Below are 13,392 nucleotides of genomic sequence, written 5' to 3' on the forward strand. Positions count from 1 at the left end.
CGTCACGAGGCGTGCAGACCGCACTCCGTCTTGGACAGCCCCTGCCAGCGCCCACTGCGCGGGTCGGCGCCCGCCAGCGGCTTGGCCGTGCACGGGGCGCAGCCGATCGACGAATAGCCGTCGTAGATAAGCGGATTGACCAGCACGCTGTGCTCGTCGATGTAGTTCTGCACGTCGTCGTCGGACCAGGTCGCCATCGGGTTGACCTTCACCAACTTGAAGCCCTCGTCGAAGCCGACCACCGGGGCGTTGGCGCGTGCGGCGGTTTCGCCCCGGCGCAGCCCGGTCACCCAGGCCGAGTAGCCGCGCAGCGCCTTGCCCAGCGGGGCGACCTTGCGCAGCCGGCAGCATTCACCGGGATCACGCGCGAACAGGTCCTTGCCCAGCAGTTTGTCCTGCTCGGCGACGGTCTGCTCGGCCGTGACGTTGAGCACCCGGATGTCGTAAACGGACTCGATGGCGTCGCGTGTACCGATGGTCTCCACGAAGTGGTAGCCGGTGTCCAGGAACACCACCGGCACACCCGGGCGCACCTTGGCGGCCAGATCGATCAACACCGCCTCTTGCATGCTGGAGGCCACCACGTAGTTGCAGGTCGCCCATCCGCGCGGTCCGTTGACGCCGCCGAACGTCTCGTCGGTCCAACGCAATACGTCGCTGGCGCTGGCGCCCTCGAGCTCGGCCGCTCCCCGGGCGGCGAGCTCGCGCAGCTCGGCCTCGGAATGTCTGGTTGTTCGTTCGCTCATCGCAAATCGTCCTCGTCTGCCCTCATGGCCCACTGTGCGAAACGTTCACCCTCGCCGCGATATTTCAGGAAGTTACGTGCGACCCGCTCGATGTAGTCGCCGAGCTCGTCGCTGGTGACCTTGTGCTGACGCAGTTTTCGGCCGAAGCCGCTGTCTTGACCCAGGCTGCCGCCCAGGTGTACCTGGAAAGCCTCGACCGAGCCGCCGTTTCCGTCGTCGACCATCTGGCCTTTCAACCCGATGTCGGCGACCTGAATGCGTGCGCACGAATTGGGGCAGCCGTTGAGGTTGACGGTGATCGGAACATCGAGCTGCAGGTTGATGTCCGCGAGCCGACTTTCCAGCTCGGGCACCAAAGACTGCGCCTTGACTCGTGTTTCGGCGAATGACAGCTTACAGAATTCAATTCCCGTGCAGGCCATCACATTCCGGCGCCAGTGTGACGGTTGGGACTGCAGGCCGAGCGCCTCCAAACCGGCGATCAGCTCCTCGAGCTTGTCGTCGGGGACGTCGAGGATCACCAGCTTTTGGTAGGGGGTCAACCGGATCCGGTTCGAGCCGGCCGCCTCGGCGAGGTCGGCCACCGCGGACAGGGTGGTGCCCGAGACCCGTCCCGCAATCGAGGCGACACCCACGGCGTTGAGCCCGTTCTTGAGCCGTTGCACACCGACGTGGTCGATCGGACGCGGGACCGGCTCCGGCGCCGGTCCGTCGATCAGCGGACGCTTGAGGTACTCGGTTTCGAGGACTTCACGGAACTTCTCGACGCCCCAGTCCTTGACCAGGAACTTCAGCCGCGCCTTGGAGCGCAGCCGCCGGTACCCGTAGTCACGGAAGATCGAGGTGACCGCGTGCCAAACCTCGGGCACTTCCTCGAGCGGCACCCAGGCACCCAGCCGTTGGGCCAGCATCGGGTTGGTCGACAGGCCGCCGCCCACCCACAGGTCCAGCCCGGGGCCGTGCTCGGGGTGGTTGACGCCGATGAACGCGATGTCATTGACCTCGTGCACCACGTCCTGCAGGCCCGAGATGGCGGTCTTGTACTTGCGCGGCAGGTCGGCGAAGTCGGGCTGGCCGATGTAGCGGCGGGCGATCTCGTCGATCGCCCAGGTCGGGTCGAGCACCTCGTCGAGCGACTCGCCGGCCAGCGGTGATCCCAGGATCACGCGGGGGCAGTCGCCGCACGCCTCGGCGGTCTGCAATCCGACGTCGGCCAGCCGCCGCCAGATTTCGGGGACGTTCTCGATCTCGATCCAGTGGTACTGGATGTTTTCCCGGTCGGTGATGTCGGCGGTGTCGCGTCCGAACTCGGTGGAGATCTGGCCGACGGTGCGCAGTGCGGCCGTCGACAGCGCACCGCCGTCGCAGCGCACCCGCATCATGAAGTACCTGGCCTCGAGCAGCTCGGCGTTGTCGTCGCCGGTGAAGGTGCCGTCGTAGCCCTGCTCACGCTGGGTGTACAGGCCCCACCAGCGGAAGCGCCCACGCAGGTCGCTCTTGTCGATGCTGTCGAAGCCGTTCTTGGCGTAGATGGTCTCGATGCGCTCGCGCACGTCCAGTGGGGCGCCGGCCTGCTTCATCTCTTCGTTCGGGTTCAGCGGCTCACGATTCCCCAGTGCCCATTGGCCCTCGTTACGGGCCTTCGCGGGTCGGGCGGTGGTCATCGGAAGTTCTCCTTCAAAAAGATCGCCAGCGCGGCCAGCACAGTTCACCGGCACTTATGGGCGGCACGAAACCGTCGGCCTGCTGGAGACACAGTGGGCTGGGTCTACCAAGTCAAGGCAGACAGATACAGCTGCAAACGCGCTTGAGATCGATGTGCCGTCGCGCCACGAGCACAATGTGCGGGCTGGGCTGGGCGACAGTCACGCCCCCATTGTGCCATGGATGCCGGGGGGCCGTGCGAGCAGGTCAAATCTGGGCTCACGATGATTAAAAGTGCCGCTGACGGGCCACCGCGGCATCAAGTCCGGGGGATCCACCGCGCGGCAACGCCGAGCGTGCACCCAGCGCGAAAATCCGGCCGGAATGTCGCAGCCGGCGCACGCTCGGCGCACGGGCAGCCCCCGGCAGCCGGGATCGACGGCGCCGGCGCCGGGCGTCTGCGTGGGATCATTTGGCATGGCCATTCGCGAGGAGCTGGTCGACCTGCCCGACGTGCGGGTGACCGCCGGGCAGCCGTTTGGCATCTACGTGCATGTCCCGTTCTGCGTAACGCGTTGCGGCTATTGCGATTTCAACACCTATACCCCAGCGGAGCTGGGGGGCGTCAATCCAGACGCCTGGTTGGGTGCGCTGCGGGCCGAATTGGAACTGGCGGCCGCGCGACTGGAAGCGCCGCCGGTGAGCACCGTGTTTGTCGGTGGTGGGACGCCCTCGTTGCTCGGCGGTGCGCGCCTGGTGACGCTGCTGGACATGGTGCGCGAGCACTTTCCGCTGGCAGCGGATGCCGAGATCACCACCGAGGCCAACCCCGAGTCGGCGTGGCCGGACCTCTTCGACGCCATCCGCGCGGCCGGCTACACCCGGGTGTCCCTGGGGATGCAATCGGTGGCGCCACGGGTGCTGGGTGTCCTCGACCGCATTCACACGCCGAACCGATCGGCCGATGCCGCCCGCGAGGCGCTGGCCGCGGGCTTCGAACACGTCAGCCTCGATCTGATCTATGGAACCCCGGGGGAGTCCGACGACGACCTGCTGCGATCGGTCGACACCGCGATCGAGACCGGCGTCGATCACGTCTCGGCCTATGCGCTGGTGGTCGAGGAAGGCACCGCCCTGGCCCGGCGGGTGCGTCGCGGCGAACTGGCCGCTCCCGACGACGACGTGCTGGCCCACCGCTACGAATTGGTCGACGCGCGCCTGAGCGAGGCGGGCATGTCGTGGTACGAGGTGTCCAACTGGTCGCGGCCAGGGGGTGAATGCCGGCACAACCTGGGCTACTGGGACGGCGGCCAGTGGTGGGGCGCGGGACCGGGCGCGCACGGATACGTCGGCACCACGCGCTGGTGGAATGTCAAGCATCCCAACGCATATGCCGAGAGGCTGGGCACGGCCGCGCTGCCGGTCGCGGGATTCGAGCGGCTCGACGCCGACACGTTGCACACCGAAGACGTGCTGTTGAAAGTCCGCCTGCGCCAAGGCCTTCCGGTTGGCCTGTTGAATTCCGAAGAGCGTGAACGCGCCGAGGGCGTCGTCTCCGACGGGTTGCTGGTGACAACCGGTGACAGGCTCGTCCTGACGGATCGGGGACGGCTGCTGGCCGACGCCGTGGTGCGGACGCTATTGGGGTAGCGGCCCGGTCAGACCCCGAACCATTGCTCGAAGACCCGGGCGATCTCGATGTAGAGCGGGATTCCGACGGTGACGTTGTAGGAGAACGTCAGACCCAGCGAGGCGGCCAGCGGCAACGTCGGGCTCGCCTCGGGGATGGCGAGCCGCTGCACCGCCGGGACGGCGATGTAGGACGCCGCGCCGCACAGGACCGCGAACAGCACATAGGTGCCCGTCTTGAAGTCGGTGTGGGTCAGCGAGGCGTAGCTGCAGGCGACGAAGATGCCCAGCGTTGCAAAGACATTCGGCGCCACGAGACCGAAGACGATGAATCCGGGGCCCGCCGTGCGCAGGTCTTTCAGCTTGCGCGACGCCGTCATGCCCATTTCGAGCAGGAACAGGCACAGCACGCCCTGGAACGCCAGCACGAAGAACTTGTCGTCGTCGGCGACGACCTTCTGGCCCTGCAGCCCGCTGACGAGACCGATGATGATGCCGCCCATCAGCAGGACTAGCCCCGGATTGAGGAACACCTCCTGAAACAGCTCGCGGGAGAGGATCGGCATCCGCTTGGCCTTGGCGTCGTCCGGGCTCTGCTCGGGCTCCCAGTCCTCCAGCTCGTGCTCCAGGCTTGCTTCCTGCCTCTCGAGGCTCTGGCCCTGCGGGGGCCGCGCGGCGCTGCCGGGGCCGACCCCGACCTTGACGGGCGGCGTGTAGCCGGGCTCGTCGGGCATGTATCCGCCGGCGTCCATGCCCCGGTGGCGCAGTCGGGCCACGAAGTACAGCGCGACCAGGCAGCCCGGGATCTCCATCACGGCCAGCATCACCGGCATGTAAGCGTTGAAGGCGATGTTCACGGCGGCCAGCACGGCCACACAGGTGGCAAAGGTCCCGGCCGAGTCCGACCCGTAATAGCCCGCGATCGTCGCGCGGTCCACCTTCCGCAGCGTTTTCAGTCGGCTCAGGCCCACGTAGGCCAAACCGCCGATGGCACAGTTCAACACGAAGCCCAGGACCATGAATCCGACGATGGCGCCGACGCTCGAGGCGCTGATCTTCGCGAGCTCTTCGCCGCCGTGCCAGCCGATGGCCAGCAGCAGATACATGGTCAACCCCTGATAGATGACATAGGGGAATTCGAAGCGCACCTTCAGGATGGGGATCAGAAAGCCGAAGTAGAAAAACAGCAAGAGCGGCTTGAAGAGGTTGTGGGTGAAGTTGTGCCAAAACTCTTGCAGCATCGATGCCTCCGTTGAGTAGACCCGCGATCAGGGGGAAGCACCGTCCGCAAACGCGGAGCAACCACGAAACATCCCGACGACCGTCAGAAATTTATCCCCGTGGCGGTCGACCTGCCACTCGAAAGCACGGCGGGAAGGACGGGCCTTCCAGACCCGCCTAGCGCCGCAAATGCGCTGGTCAGGCCCGATCTAGCGGAACGAAATCCGGTGCCGGCAGGCGTCCCATCAGCCGTGAGATTGGTGTGAAGATGCTGTCTATTTACTGTGTAGTCAAAATCTGAGTCAGTGGGGCGGCCAGTTGGGCGACGGCCTGACCCCGGCTCCCTTTTGCCGGTGGGTCACCGACAGCCAGGCCGAGGGCGAGTAGTGCGTCGTGATTTCCTCGAAGCCGTCGACCCGGGACACCGAAAGCACACCGGTCTCTTGATTGATTTCGAGCTCGTCGCCTGCGCTCGCCTGGACCTCCTCGCCACTGCTGAGGCGAATGCTGAACACGTCGTTCCTCCAATCAGCGAATCCGGGCGGACGGGCCAGTGCCACTAGGACGAGTCTCGCGGCCCACGCCGTTCGGTGCGCGACCACGACGTAAACGGTGGGAAAACGTTCCAGGTGGCGAGCCTCACACCGGATCGGCAGCGCCTGACCTTCCGCGCCGGCGGCGACCCCGACCTAGCTGCGCGAACGGAACGGCTGGAGCGACGAATCGGCGCGTTCCGGCGGGTAGCCTCGGGCGGGGCCGGGCTTTAACTCCGAGGGAGTTTTAGCCGAAGGCGCCCCGCGGGGGGCAACTCGATGGGATCGGTTGCGCACAGCTACATAGGTTAGGCTACATTTACTAACCGTGACCGAGGTCAGCGTCGAGACAAGTTCCGCCGGTTCTGCGTCGCCATCGATCCCGCTTCCCGCCCATATCGACCCGGCGGACCTGGCGGCCGAGTTGGCCGTGGTGCTCTCCGAACGCGTCGGGGAAGAGTATCTGCTCTACGAGCGCAGCGGGGAATGGGTGCTGGCCACCGGTGTGCACGCCATGATCGAGTTGGACAGCGACGAGCTGCGGGTGATCCGCGATGGGGTCACGCAGCGCCAGCAGTGGTCGGGGCGACCCGGGCCGGCGCTGGGCGAGGCCATCGATCGGCTGCTGCTGGAAACAGACCAACTCTTCGGCTGGATCGCCTTCGAATTCGGGGTCTATCGCTACGGGCTGCAACAGCGCCTGGCGCCGGAAACCCCGCTGGCGCGGGTGTTTTGGCCGCGGGGCCGCATCGTGGTGTCCCGGGAGGCGATTCGTCTGTTCGACGCGTCGGCCGACCACCGCGACGTAGTGCTGGCTGTGCTCGGCGACGGCGTCTCCGGGCTGCGCGAGGCCTCCGCGATCGACGTCATCGCCGACACCTCCGACTACCGCAATCGTGTCGCGTCGGCCGTGGCGGAGATCGCGGCGGGCCGCTACCACAAGGTGATCCTTTCCCGTTCTCTCGAAGTGCCTTTCGCGCTCGATTTCCCGTCCACCTACCGGCTGGCGCGCCGGCACAACACCCCGGTGCGATCGTTTCTGTTGTCGCTGGGTGGGATTCGTGCCGTGGGCTACAGCCCCGAACTGGTCGCGGCGGTCCGGCGCGACGGTGTCGTGGTGACCGAGCCGCTGGCGGGCACCCGGGCGCTCGGTCGTGGCGAGGCGCGTGACCGTGAGGCGCGAGATGACCTGGAGTCGAACTCCAAAGAGATTGTCGAGCACGCGATTTCGGTGCGCAGCTCGCTGCAGGAGATGACCGAGATCGCCGAGCCCGGCACTGCGGTCGTCACCGATTTCATGACGGTGCGCGAGCGGGGGAGTGTCCAGCACCTCGGGTCCACGGTCAGCGGGCGCCTGGGCACGTCGAACGACCGGATGGACGCGCTCGAAGCGTTGTTCCCTGCGGTCACCGCCTCGGGCATCCCGAAAGCGGGCGGTGTCGAAGCGATCATGCGCCTCGACGAAGGACCCCGTGGCCTCTATTCGGGTGCGGTCGTGATGATTTCGGCTGACGGCGGGCTGGACGCGGCGCTGACGCTGCGCGCGGCCTACGAACGTGACGGCAGGACCTGGTTGCGGGCCGGTGCCGGCATCATCGAAGAGTCCACGCCCGAACGCGAATTCGAAGAGACGTGCGAGAAGCTGTCCACGCTCGCGCCCTATCTGATTGCGCGCGCCTAGGCGAGGAATTCGACGAGTCCAAGCGCCTCCGAAGGTGAGGCGCGAAGGGCCGAGAAGATCACCGCCAGCAAAGTCCTTCAAACAGAAGGAACACTGACACTGATTAACGTGATATGCAGCGCAAGCGGCGGCTATGGCCGCGCGACGGGTGAATTCTCAACGGCCGGTAAAGGGTTGACAGCGAATATCCGTCATTCTCAAGTTTTTTCGCGGTGTTGCGTTTAGCATCTGTCCCAACTTCAACGGGATGGAGTATTCGTGGCTGGTCTCAAGTCGAAAGTCGTTCTTGCCGTCATGCTGGCGCTCACTTTTCCCACGGCAGCGGCCTGCACGGGCACTTTTACGTGCCCAACCTGCACTGTCGTCCCTTTTTAGCGCTCCACCGTTAGGTCGCGCGCTCACGGCATGAGGCGGCCGAGGACAATCCCGAAAGCCACCGCCGCTCAGGCCGAAGAGCTCGACTCGGCGAGATAGTCCGCCAGAATGCGGCTCACGAGCGACTCGATATTGGATTCGATCGAGGACGCGAGCGTCGCGGTGACCGTGGCCACGGCTTGAGTCCGAAAGCGCACGAGCATGGTGATCAGCTCGGCGATCTCGGCGTCGGCCGGGAGCGGCTCGCCGGGCCTGATGCGGTCCAGCACGTGTTCGGCGCCGGCGCGCACGAGCATGTCGCTGATCTTGTCGATCTCGGGCACGATCTGCTCGTGCAGGTCGATGAGCTTGTCGAATTCGACACCGTAGCCGCGGATTTCATTGAACGCCTCGATCAGTTTCGGGCGGGTGATCGTCGCGTTGGACCCGTCAATCCGAATCACTTGAAGCGCGACGAGCCGCTCGAAGGCTTGCGGGTCGTCGACGAGTCGCTGGGCGTCGGCGAGCGGCATGGTTTCCGGCTTCTCGGTCGTCCACGGGCCCGCGATGGCGGTTTCGAGGCCCAGCACGTCACCGAGGTTCTTGCCTTCCTCCCACGCGCTGAGCATTTCTCGTACGTGCGCGATGGTGTAGCCGCGGTCGAGCATCGAGGTGATGAGCCGCAACCGGGTCAGGTGGGTGTCGTTGAACAGCGCGATGCGCCCGACGCGCAGCGGGGGCGGCAACAGCCCGCGGTCGCGGTAGACGCGGATGTTGCGGGTGGTGGTGCCGGCCAGCCGGGCCAGGTCGTCGATGCGGTACTCCCCGGAGTTCGCGGCGCCGTGCGGGTGTCGGACCGCCGCGTCGAACAGCTGGGACACCGCCGTTTCGATGAGTTGTCGATATTCCCGCGATTGGCGCCGCACGCGTTTGGGGGCGCGGCGCACGTTGTGCAGCACGCTGGCGATGGTGCCGGGTTCGGGCCGCGACGCACGCTCGGTTGCCATGTCAGGGCGCGATCTCAGGCGGATCGGCTGGCGCGCGCCCGGGCGTGCGCCACCGCCTGATAGTCCTCATACCGAAAATCCCTCATCTGGCGAAGATACTGCGTGGCGAATCCGGGATACATCGACCCGTTGAATCCGTCCTTGGTGAGGTACCAACTGCGGCATCCCGACATCCAGGTCGTCCTGGTCAGCCGGCGCTGGAGATCCTCGTTGTGGCGCCGCTGGACCTGTTCGCGGACATCGAGATAGCGCAGGTCCTCGTCGAGGATGGTGGTGATGCCGCGTACCACGTAGTCCAGCTGGCCCTCGATGTAGACCAGCAGCGAGTTGTGCCCCGGCCCGGAGTTGGGGCCGGTCATGACGAACAGGTTCGGATACCCGTGCACGTTGATGCTCTTGTAAGCCTGTGCGCCGTCGGCCCATTCGGCGGCCAGCGAGCGCCCACCGAGTCCGGTCACGGCGAAAGGCGGACCGGTCAGATGCACGTCGTAGCCGGTGGCGAACACGATGCAATCGAGGCGGTGCTCGATGCCATCACTGGTGCGGATGCCCGCCGGGCTCAACGTGGCGATCGGCCAGTCGATGAGCTTGCAGTTGTCCCGTTGCAGCGCCGGGTAGTAGTCGCTGGAGACCAGCATGCGCTTGCACCCCGGCCTGAAGTCGGGCGTCAGCTGGCGCCGCAGCCACGGATCCTTCACCTGAGCGCGCAGGTGGGCCCGCCCCAGCCGGGCGACCAACGACGTCAGCGGCGTGTCCCACACCAGCGCCGTGGCGCTGGCTTCATGCCCCCAGTACAGCGTCTGGCGCGCAAGCTGTTGGGTGGCAGGAACTTTGGCGAACAAGGCTTGCACGGCAGGTGGGGTGGCGACGTCCAAGCGCGGCAGCACCCAGCATGGGGTGCGCTGGAAAACCTTGACGAATTCGGCGCGTTTGACCAGCTCGGGGATGATCTGGATGGCGCTGGCACCGGTCCCGATGACCGCGACGCGCTTGCCCGCGAAGTCGTAATCGTGATCCCAGCGGGCGCTGTGGATCTTGTGCCCCTGGTAGCTGTCGAGGCCGCGGATGTCGGGGAAGCTGACGTCGGACAGGGGACCGGAAGCCAGCACGACGGTGCGGGCGCGAAATTTCTTGCGGTTCTTGGTGGTGGCGGTCCAGACGCCGGCGTCCTCGTCGAAGGACAAGCCCTTGACCTCGTGGCCGAACCTGATGCGGTTGCGGATGTCGAAGCGGTCCGCCATGTCCTCGAGGTGGCGATAGATTTCCGGGGCGGGGGAGTAGGTTCGCGACCAGGTCGGATTTTTGACGAATGAGTAGGAGTACAGCAGCGACGGGACGTCGCAGCTGGCACCCGGATATGTTGTGTCGCGCCAGGTTCCGCCGACGCGGTCCGCGCGCTCGAGTATCACGATGTCATCGACTCCGGCTTCGGCCAACCGGATTGCCGCGCCCAGTCCGGTGAAGCCGGCTCCGATGATGAGCGCCGCATGGGCGCCGTTGTTGTTCGCCATGCTCATGCCGCCGGCTCGTGGGTGAGTTCTCTGACCCACGTCGGTACCGACGGTAGCAGCGGCCGCGGATACCGGTCGGAAAGCCATACCATCGAATTCGCCAGCAGGTGGTACGGGTGGCGTGGATTCGTGACCACTCCGGCGTAGCGCCTTAGGAACCGGTAAGTCGGTACCCGGCTGGTGCGATCGCCGCGGTCGCCAAGCTCTCTAAAGCGTTTCACGGCCCGGTAAAGCCGCTCGGGCTCCATACCCATGGCGATGATCTCGTTGCGGATCCTGTTGATCAGCGGTGCACCCATGATCGCACCGATGATGAGACCCGGAGTGGCATTGTGACCGACGAAGTCGATCAGCAACCGCCGGATCTTCGCGTGCCCGATCATGTCGAGAACTTCGAAATCGACGACCAGGTGGCGCGATTCGTCGTTGTTGATCTTCTCGAAGACCTGGTGACAAACGGGATCGTGCACCTCGTCGAGGAGGAATTTCAACAGGGCGCCGTCCAGCGCGACTTCGAGCATCGGGATGACGGTGCCGAGCAGAGACAGCGGCATGTCGTCGGCCCAGCGGTCCAGCCAGTCGATGGCCAGTCGGATGTTCACGTTCGGCTCGGGAATCTCACCGTCGGTGAGCATGCCCCAGCGCTTCATCAGCGCCAGTTCGGCGTTGGCGTGGCGCTGCTCCTCGGCGTGGAAGTAGCGGTAGATCTCGGCGATGGTCGGTGTGGGTGCCTTCTTGGCCAGCGCCGCAAAGCCCCTGGCGCCGATGTTCTCGATCCAGCACAGGTCGGCCATGAACGCCTTGAGCTGCGGCCGCTGTTCGTCACTGATCAGTTCGGCGCCGGGCGCGTCCCAGTCGATATCGGCGAGCGCCCACTGCCGGTCTTTGATCTTGGCGAGCATGGCTTCCATGTCGATGGCCATCGCGAGCTCCTTTGCGCGTCGGGTGTTCAGGGCAGGTTGATGCGGGAGAGCAGGCCGGCCGTGCGCGTATAGGCCTGCGGGGCCAGGCGTTTGATGTTCCAGCCCACCTTGGCGTCGAACTGCGGCATGCAGTACAGGTCGCCGTGGTCGTGTGCGTCCAGGCAGGTCCGCGCGACTTTCTCCGCGGATAATCCGGTCCAGCGCATCAATTTGGCGGCCAGTTCGCTGGATTGTTCGCTGATGCGGCCGGAGTCGAGAATGTTGGTCTTGACGAAGGTCGGGCACAGCACGGTGACCCGCACCGGGCTTCCGGCGAGTTCGGCGGCCAGGGTTTCCGATAGTGAAAGGACGCCGGCCTTACTGACGTTGTAGGCGGCCATACCCGGGGCGGCGCCGAATGCCGCCGCGGAGGCCACGTTGATGATGCCCCGCGGCGCGCGGGACGGTTCGGCGTCCCGCAGGATCGGGGTGAACACGTGACAGCCGTGAATCGGGCCCCACAGGTTGATGCCGAGGGTCCACGCCCAGTCGTCCAGCGGCGCATCGCCGATCGCGGCGCCGCCGGCACCGACACCGGCGTTGTTGATCACCAACGTGGGCGGCCCCGCGAACCAAGCCTGCGACTGTTCGGCCAGTGCCTGCACCTCGTCGAATCGTGATACGTCGCAACGGATCGCGATGGCCTTGCCGCCGTGGGCGGTGACCGCGTCGACCGTGCGTTGGGCCGCACTTTCGTCGATGTCGCTGCACACGACCGAGCCGCCGCGACGGCCTAGTTCGACGGCGAAGGCGGCGCCGATGCCGCTGCCGGCGCCGGTCACCACCGCCGACGCGTTGCGGCTGATTTTGGGCTTATTGAGTCCGAACATCGTCAGCGGGCCTCCTCGGCCAGGGCGCGAGCGTCCTGCAGGGCGTGGGCAATGAACCGCGCGACATAGGCCATGGCCTTGGCGGCCTCGGGGGTCATCCGCGGCAACGCCTGGAAGACGTGCACCTGATGCGGCCAGATCTGCAATTCGCATCTGCCCCCGGCCGTTTGGATGTCGATCGCGAGTTGGCGCGCGTCCTCTTGCAGCATCTCGGCGCCGCCGGCCTGGATCAGGGTGGGCGGAAGCGCGGGGCCGTTGGCGACGTGAAGCGTCAGCCGCTGGTGGGTGGGGTCGATGCCGCTGTGGTAGAGCCCGACCAACCGCACCGCGTTCGCCGCGCTGGTGGCGGGGTCGGGGCGAATCCGTTCCCGCGCCAGCGCCAGTTCGAATGTGAGGTCGTACAAAGGAGAGAACAACACCATGGCGGCGGGGTGCTCGACGCCGGGTTGCAGCAGCAGATCGACGGACAGGTGGCCGCCCGCCGAATCCCCGGCGATCACAATGTGTTTCGGCTGTAGGCCGCACGTGTCGACCAGCCAGTCCCAGCCCGCGCGGACATCGTCGGCCGCGGTGGGGAAGCGATGCTTTGGGGCGAGTCGGTAGTCGATGCAGAACACCGGAAGGCCGGTCAAGGACGAAAGCCAGGATGTCAACCGGCGGTGCGTCTTTGGCGAACACACGGCGTACCCGCTGCCGTGCACGTAGTAGATGGCTCCCGCGGTGGTCGATGAGCGCTCGGTTTCGCTGGTGGGGGTGCGCGGCCCGTAGACCCATTCCCCTTTGACGCGGCGGCCGTCGGGCAGCCTGGTGTCGACCGGTTCGACGCGGGTGCCCGCGAGCGAGGGTCCAAAGGTGCCCATGATCCGGGCGATGATCTGACGCGAGAGCCACAGCCCCCAAGCCCGCTCGGGCGGGATCACGCTGGTGATCGGCCGCAGGGTGTATCCACTTATCGCTGCCGCGCCGCGGGACCGCAATGACCCGCGAGCCGGAACGCCGCCCGTCATGCCATGCAGTCAATACCAAATGGTGACATTAGTCAATGGCAGCTTTGAGGTGCTTCGACCTCGGTCCTGACAACTGATGTAGGTTCTCAAATTCGGTGTCATATTCTCAGTTGAGATGTCATATGGATGTCATATATGACACGAACCTGAGACGCTGATGTCTGCCTGGCCGATGGTTTCGAGGCTTGACGGATTGTCTGATTCATGTCGTTCGGGCGAAAGTTACTGCGAGAAAGCCTTATTCGGCGTGCGACTCATTACTCCTGC

At 65.8% G+C, this 13,392-nt stretch carries 12 protein-coding genes; 2 read left to right on the plus strand and 10 right to left on the minus strand.

Annotated features, from left to right (window positions below; all coding sequences use genetic code 11):
* Positions 1 to 2: 2 nt before the first annotated feature.
* From W7S_RS07915 to W7S_RS27775, 3 genes are all read right to left on the minus strand, one after another.
* Positions 3 to 746: a phosphoadenylyl-sulfate reductase gene (locus W7S_RS07915; RefSeq protein WP_014711148.1), complete on the minus strand. Its 744-nt coding sequence runs from the start codon at positions 744 to 746 to the stop codon at positions 3 to 5.
* On the minus strand, positions 743 to 2,410 hold the full coding sequence (locus W7S_RS07920; RefSeq protein WP_008255305.1) for a nitrite/sulfite reductase: 1,668 nt from the start codon (positions 2,408 to 2,410) through the stop codon (positions 743 to 745). Before W7S_RS07920 ends, W7S_RS07915 begins: the two co-directional genes overlap by 4 nt.
* Before the next feature lie 112 nt (positions 2,411 to 2,522).
* Complete coding sequence (locus W7S_RS27775) at positions 2,523 to 2,615, minus strand: Ms4527A family Cys-rich leader peptide (protein ID WP_350494745.1); 93 nt, start codon at positions 2,613 to 2,615, stop codon at positions 2,523 to 2,525.
* 252 nt (positions 2,616 to 2,867) lie between these two features.
* On the opposite strand from W7S_RS27775, the gene hemW reads away from it, so the two are divergent.
* Positions 2,868 to 4,040 carry a radical SAM family heme chaperone HemW gene (hemW, locus tag W7S_RS07925; RefSeq protein WP_014711149.1) on the plus strand — a complete coding sequence of 391 codons (1,173 nt, stop codon included), beginning with the start codon at positions 2,868 to 2,870 and terminating at the stop codon, positions 4,038 to 4,040.
* Positions 4,041 to 4,048: 8 nt separating this feature from the next.
* Here the strand turns inward: hemW and W7S_RS07930 are convergent, their stop codons facing one another.
* Both W7S_RS07930 and W7S_RS07935 read right to left on the minus strand, forming a co-directional pair.
* Entirely contained in the window at positions 4,049 to 5,260 is a 1,212-nt protein-coding gene (locus tag W7S_RS07930; protein WP_014384199.1) for a sodium-dependent bicarbonate transport family permease, read from the minus strand.
* 282 nt (positions 5,261 to 5,542) lie between these two features.
* Positions 5,543 to 5,755, minus strand: a complete 213-nt coding sequence (locus tag W7S_RS07935; protein WP_009956568.1) for a hypothetical protein — start codon at positions 5,753 to 5,755, stop codon at positions 5,543 to 5,545.
* A gap of 346 nt (positions 5,756 to 6,101) precedes the next feature.
* Here W7S_RS07935 and W7S_RS07940 point away from each other — a divergent pair, with 346 nt between their 5' ends.
* Positions 6,102 to 7,454 (plus strand): salicylate synthase, encoded by a 1,353-nt coding sequence (locus W7S_RS07940; RefSeq protein WP_009956566.1) that lies wholly within the window; start codon positions 6,102 to 6,104, stop codon positions 7,452 to 7,454.
* Positions 7,455 to 7,897: 443 nt separating this feature from the next.
* Here the strand turns inward: W7S_RS07940 and W7S_RS07945 are convergent, their stop codons facing one another.
* From W7S_RS07945 to W7S_RS07965, 5 genes are read right to left on the minus strand one after another with little or no spacing between them, the layout of a single operon-like run.
* The gene (locus tag W7S_RS07945; RefSeq protein WP_009956565.1) at positions 7,898 to 8,815 is read right to left on the minus strand and encodes a MerR family transcriptional regulator; all 918 of its coding nucleotides are present in this window, start codon (positions 8,813 to 8,815) and stop codon (positions 7,898 to 7,900) included.
* Between the two features lie 14 nt (positions 8,816 to 8,829).
* A complete protein-coding gene (locus tag W7S_RS07950; RefSeq protein WP_009956564.1) occupies positions 8,830 to 10,332 on the minus strand; it encodes an NAD(P)/FAD-dependent oxidoreductase in 1,503 nt (500 codons plus the stop codon).
* Entirely contained in the window at positions 10,329 to 11,249 is a 921-nt protein-coding gene (locus W7S_RS07955; RefSeq protein WP_014711150.1) for a hypothetical protein, read from the minus strand. Before W7S_RS07955 ends, W7S_RS07950 begins: the two co-directional genes overlap by 4 nt.
* Before the next feature lie 26 nt (positions 11,250 to 11,275).
* Positions 11,276 to 12,118 carry an SDR family NAD(P)-dependent oxidoreductase gene (locus W7S_RS07960; protein ID WP_014711151.1) on the minus strand — a complete coding sequence of 281 codons (843 nt, stop codon included), beginning with the start codon at positions 12,116 to 12,118 and terminating at the stop codon, positions 11,276 to 11,278.
* A 2-nt stretch (positions 12,119 to 12,120) separates the two neighbouring features.
* Positions 12,121 to 13,125: an alpha/beta hydrolase gene (locus W7S_RS07965; RefSeq protein WP_020822109.1), complete on the minus strand. Its 1,005-nt coding sequence runs from the start codon at positions 13,123 to 13,125 to the stop codon at positions 12,121 to 12,123.
* Between the last annotated feature and the right edge of the window lie 267 nt (positions 13,126 to 13,392).

Source organism: Mycobacterium sp. MOTT36Y (assembly GCF_000262165.1).
Classification (GTDB): Bacteria; Actinomycetota; Actinomycetes; order Mycobacteriales; family Mycobacteriaceae; genus Mycobacterium; species Mycobacterium intracellulare.

What these genes read in the sequence shown, in the direction of transcription:
- W7S_RS07915 (WP_014711148.1), bottom strand. Translation starts at nt 746, where the DNA reads ATGAGCGAACGAACAACCAGACATTCCGAGGCCGAGCTGCGCGAGCTC.
- W7S_RS07920 (WP_008255305.1), bottom strand. Translation starts at nt 2,410, where the DNA reads ATGACCACCGCCCGACCCGCGAAGGCCCGTAACGAGGGCCAATGGGCA.
- hemW (WP_014711149.1), top strand. Translation starts at nt 2,868, where the DNA reads ATGGCCATTCGCGAGGAGCTGGTCGACCTGCCCGACGTGCGGGTGACC.
- W7S_RS07930 (WP_014384199.1), bottom strand. Translation starts at nt 5,260, where the DNA reads ATGCTGCAAGAGTTTTGGCACAACTTCACCCACAACCTCTTCAAGCCG.
- W7S_RS07945 (WP_009956565.1), bottom strand. Translation starts at nt 8,815, where the DNA reads ATGGCAACCGAGCGTGCGTCGCGGCCCGAACCCGGCACCATCGCCAGC.
- W7S_RS07950 (WP_009956564.1), bottom strand. Translation starts at nt 10,332, where the DNA reads ATGAGCATGGCGAACAACAACGGCGCCCATGCGGCGCTCATCATCGGA.
- W7S_RS07955 (WP_014711150.1), bottom strand. Translation starts at nt 11,249, where the DNA reads ATGGCCATCGACATGGAAGCCATGCTCGCCAAGATCAAAGACCGGCAG.
- W7S_RS07960 (WP_014711151.1), bottom strand. Translation starts at nt 12,118, where the DNA reads ATGTTCGGACTCAATAAGCCCAAAATCAGCCGCAACGCGTCGGCGGTG.
- W7S_RS07965 (WP_020822109.1), bottom strand. Translation starts at nt 13,125, where the DNA reads ATGACGGGCGGCGTTCCGGCTCGCGGGTCATTGCGGTCCCGCGGCGCG.